Origin of the sequence: Nocardia sp. 852002-51101_SCH5132738 (assembly GCF_001665695.1) — a bacterium.
Lineage (GTDB): Bacteria > Actinomycetota > Actinomycetes > Mycobacteriales > Mycobacteriaceae > Nocardia > Nocardia nova.
On sequence record NZ_LZML01000212.1, the window covers coordinates 1 to 2,627 of the forward strand.

Below are 2,627 nucleotides of genomic sequence, written 5' to 3' on the forward strand. Positions count from 1 at the left end.
CTGGCCGAAACTCGTGCGAGTGTGGTGTGTCCGATCCATCTGGGCCTGATGCAGGGCGTGCTGGAGGGCCGGGCCGCGCCGGTGACTGTCGAGCGGCTCGAGGCGTTCGTCGAACCCGATCTGTGCTTGGCCCATCTCACCACGACCGGCAGCGCCGGGTCCGCCCCGGCGCAGATGGAATCAGCGCAATGACCATCGCCGCGGCCGTTATCACCGCGACCGGGCTCAGCTGGCTCGGTATGGTGCTGGCGATCTCCTTCCTGGAAGCGCCGCTCAAATTCCGGGCGCCCGGCGTCACGGTGCCGATCGGGCTCGGAATCGGACGGCTGGTCTTCCGCGCCCTCAATAGCGTCGAAATCGTTTTTGCGGCAACGATTGTCGTCGCCATCGCGATCGACCCGCCCGGCACCGGCGCCATCACAGCCCTGATGGTCGCCATCGCAGCACTGCTCGTGCAGTTGACGTTGGTCCGGCCACGGCTGACCCGCCGCAGCGATGCCGTGCTCGCCGGCCACGACGCGCCCCGCTCGCGCGGCCACTACGAGTATGTGATGTTGGAAATCCTGAAAATCGCTGCATTGCTCGGCGGGGCCATCCTGCTACTGGCCCACAGCGTGTCATGAACACCCCTCGCACCGCGGGCCGTCCCGTGTCGACGACACACCCGCCGCGTCGGGGCCACCACCCCACGCCAGGCACCGTCGTGCACATCCTGGCTCTACGACCATGACGGGCTCGGCCGAATCACGCCCCGAACATCCGCGACGCTCCCGCGGTCAGCACCTCGACGCGCTGATGGAACAGATCGCGCATCGCCGCGATCGCCACGACAGGGTAGGCGGGGCGCTCATCGTCGTCGGCATCGACACCTCCGAGTCATCCCCGCATGCGCTCGCCTATGCCGCCGGCGCCGCGCGCCGCATGCATGCCACCCTGCTGGTTGCCTACATCACTACGCTCGGAACCGGTGCCTACCTGACCAGCCTGGCACCGATGGGCGCCGACGCCGACGTCGCACTCGCCGCCGAGCAGATCACCACCGTCCGCGAGTTGGCTACCGAGATCCTCTACGACCTGCCCCTGCCGTGGTCGTTCACCGTCCGTCGCGGCGACCCCGCGGTGGAACTGGCGCGCCTGGCCGAGGAGAACAGTGCCGACAGCCTCATTGTCGGCCAAACGAGAGGCCGATTGCACCGCCTGACCGGGTCCACCGCCGCCCGGCTACTGCGCCGGGCCCGCTGTCCGGTCACTGTGGTGCCGTGATAGCGGGCCGATGCCAAACGATCCGCCTCAGCTGATCGGGTCCAGTGCCAGCGCCTGGCGGCGTTGATGCACGGTCAGATACCGCAGCCCGTGCGGGCCTGCGGTGAACGCGCGGCGCGACCGGCGCGGCAGCCACACCAGCGCACCCGACGTCAACTCCAGCTCACCGAGTTCGGTGGTGAGGGTGCCCGTGCCGTCGAGCACGTGGATCAGCACATCCAGGTCCGGGCCGGTGTGCGCATCGATGCGCCCCCGCGCGGCAAGGCGAATGATATTGGCATCCAGATCGCGTCGGCGCACCGGCAACGTCCATATCGCTCCCGTCGTATCCGGATGCCCCGGCTCAAGGGCGGAGGTGTCGGTCAGGATCCGCGGCAATGACGTCGAGGCCAGCTTCCCAATCCGCACCCGCCACACACGCGGCCCGTCCTCGACGACATCCCAGCTGTACCCACCGGGATGCTCGACATCGAACTCATCGCGCAGATGCCGCGGATAGTGGTTGTTCACCAGCACGAACGACTCTCCGGCAGCCAGGGCGTCGAACCGCGCGAAGATCGCCGGATGCTTGTCCGGCTTGCGCAACTCCCGCACATCCAACTCCGACGGTCCCGTCTGTGTCAGATCCGTGTCGGGCATGTGACCCACCTCCTATTTTTTACAATATTCTATTGTATAAACTAATCCTGCGATGCACGCCAGCCAAACCACCCCGGTTATGACACGCGTCATCCACGACCCACCGGCCCGGCCGAGCGGCGACTCGACACAACCGCCCATACCGGAGATTCGAGGAGAATGCGATGACCACCGCGATGCTGCCCCCGATCCATCACCCGCTCGAGATCCCGCAGCGCGCGGTCAGCGTGATCCGCCAGGCGCAAGACGTCGTGTCCGCGTTACCCGCTCCGACACTTCCGCGGGACGTGCTCGCGGCAACGACGGTGGGCGATCCCGCCTTCACTCACGTCATCGACGCCCGCACTCTCGCCGTCGTCGTCCGCAAAGACCGCGACATCCAGCCGATCGCCGCGATGATCACCGAACACCTGCTCGGCGTCACCGCGACCGTGGTCGGCAGCGCGGTCACCGTCACTCTCCGCTGACCCTTCCGTCACTTCCGCAGCGACGCCACGATGATCCCGGCCCCGGCGGGCTCGAACCGGCAGGGGTCGGCAAGTGTTTTCCGCACTGAATCGAATGGTGGTACCCACCATGCGCTACGATAGCCGTGCCGGGCGAAAGTCGTTCATCCGCTGCGTCTTTCAAGGCGACTGCTTCTATGAAGGGAGTGTCGGATTACCGGTGGATCTGACCCCGGTAGGGGTTAGTTTCCGGTCGGGGTGATCCGGCCTTCGAACGCG

General features: G+C 66.8%; 4 protein-coding genes and 1 pseudogene. 4 read left to right on the forward strand and 1 reads right to left on the reverse strand.

The window, feature by feature from the left end:
- From A5789_RS33985 to A5789_RS33995, 3 genes and pseudogenes are all read left to right on the forward strand, one after another.
- Nucleotides 1-192, forward strand: a pseudogene (locus A5789_RS33985) (hypothetical protein); the annotation flags it as partial.
- Entirely contained in the window at nt 189-623 is a 435-nt protein-coding gene (locus A5789_RS33990) for a hypothetical protein (RefSeq protein WP_064901854.1), read from the forward strand. The pseudogene A5789_RS33985 and the gene A5789_RS33990, both read left to right, overlap by 4 nt.
- A gap of 103 nt (nt 624-726) precedes the next feature.
- Entirely contained in the window at nt 727-1,263 is a 537-nt protein-coding gene (locus tag A5789_RS33995) for a universal stress protein (RefSeq protein ID WP_063017162.1), read from the forward strand.
- A 27-nt stretch (nt 1,264-1,290) separates the two neighbouring features.
- Here A5789_RS33995 and A5789_RS34000 read toward each other — a convergent pair whose 3' ends face one another.
- A complete protein-coding gene (locus tag A5789_RS34000; RefSeq protein WP_064901853.1) occupies nt 1,291-1,902 on the reverse strand; it encodes a DUF2249 domain-containing protein in 612 nt (203 codons plus the stop codon).
- A 164-nt stretch (nt 1,903-2,066) separates the two neighbouring features.
- On the opposite strand from A5789_RS34000, the gene A5789_RS34005 reads away from it, so the two are divergent.
- On the forward strand, nt 2,067-2,369 hold the full coding sequence (locus A5789_RS34005; protein ID WP_064901852.1) for a hypothetical protein: 303 nt from the start codon (nt 2,067-2,069) through the stop codon (nt 2,367-2,369).
- Nucleotides 2,370-2,627: the final 258 nt, after the last annotated feature.

What these genes read in the sequence shown, in the direction of transcription:
- A5789_RS33990 (WP_064901854.1), top strand. Translation starts at nt 189, where the DNA reads ATGACCATCGCCGCGGCCGTTATCACCGCGACCGGGCTCAGCTGGCTC.
- A5789_RS33995 (WP_063017162.1), top strand. Translation starts at nt 727, where the DNA reads ATGACGGGCTCGGCCGAATCACGCCCCGAACATCCGCGACGCTCCCGC.
- A5789_RS34000 (WP_064901853.1), bottom strand. Translation starts at nt 1,902, where the DNA reads ATGCCCGACACGGATCTGACACAGACGGGACCGTCGGAGTTGGATGTG.
- A5789_RS34005 (WP_064901852.1), top strand. Translation starts at nt 2,067, where the DNA reads ATGACCACCGCGATGCTGCCCCCGATCCATCACCCGCTCGAGATCCCG.